Below are 897 nucleotides of genomic sequence, written 5' to 3' on the forward strand. Positions count from 1 at the left end.
GCAGCAGCGCGGCCACCGTGCTCCCGGCCACGGCCGCGAAGCGCGGCCGCTGCGTGAGCAGGTAGACGGCCAGGCAAGCCACCAGCAAGGCGTGCGAGCCGACTTCGGGATCGACCCAGCGGCCGGCGAGCGGCGGAAGGGCCAGCACGACGGCATCGGCCAGCCGCCGCCGGCCGATGAAGGCCACCAGCGCGGAGGCCGCGGCAAGCGCGAACGGCGTGGCCACGAAGCGCCAGGAATCCGGCGTGAGGAAGTAGCCGCCGCATGCCACGAGCAGCAGGGCGATGACGGCCAGTTGCGTGTTGCGATGCATGGAAGGAGTCGGTGGCGGCAGATCGGGGGGAGGGCAGTTTCGCACGCGACGCGGGGGCTTCGCACTGCCGCACGGCGTTTCGCACCGGCCGCCCTCGTGAGGGACGTGACGGGCCGAGCATGGCGGACACCACCACACCGCTGACCAGCCTGAAGGAGATTCCCATGAGCGTAGGCGTCATGTCGCCGATGTCCCACTTCGGACCCATGGGTCACTACGGCTCGATGGGCCACATGGGATCCCCGGGCGCCACGCATGCCGGTGGCTGCCACCCGGTCGACGAGTCGGCCGAGGTGCAACTGAGCACCGAGCTGCCGAGCGAGGATGCGTCGGTCGAAGGCGCCTGCGGTGCCGAAGGCCAGGACGGCGAAATGGACCCGAACGCCACCACGATGAACCCGCAGCTGCTGGAGATGCTGGCGTACATGATGATGCAGTTCATGGCTGCCTTCCAGCAGAATCCCTCGTCAGACGGAGGCGGTGGCGGAGGGGGCGGCGGCAGTCTCTCGGGCCTTGGTGGCGTGGGTGGCGGCGGTGGCGGAGGGTGGGGCGGCGGCGAGGCCGTGGCAGCCGCACCGGTAGAA

Annotated in this window: 2 protein-coding genes; one reads left to right on the forward strand and one right to left on the reverse strand. The window is 70.7% G+C overall.

What is annotated here, in order from left to right; genetic code table 11:
* Nucleotides 1–313: hypothetical protein (locus AC1D01_RS36750; protein WP_477874748.1), on the reverse strand; the 313-nt coding region annotated here is incomplete at its 3' end.
* Between the two features lie 164 nt (nucleotides 314–477).
* Between AC1D01_RS36750 and AC1D01_RS36755 the strand changes: the two genes are divergently transcribed.
* A partial coding sequence (locus tag AC1D01_RS36755) for a hypothetical protein (RefSeq protein WP_477874750.1) occupies nucleotides 478–897 on the forward strand: 420 nt, incomplete at its 3' end.

The organism is Rhizobacter sp. P3_B12, from assembly GCF_056402895.1.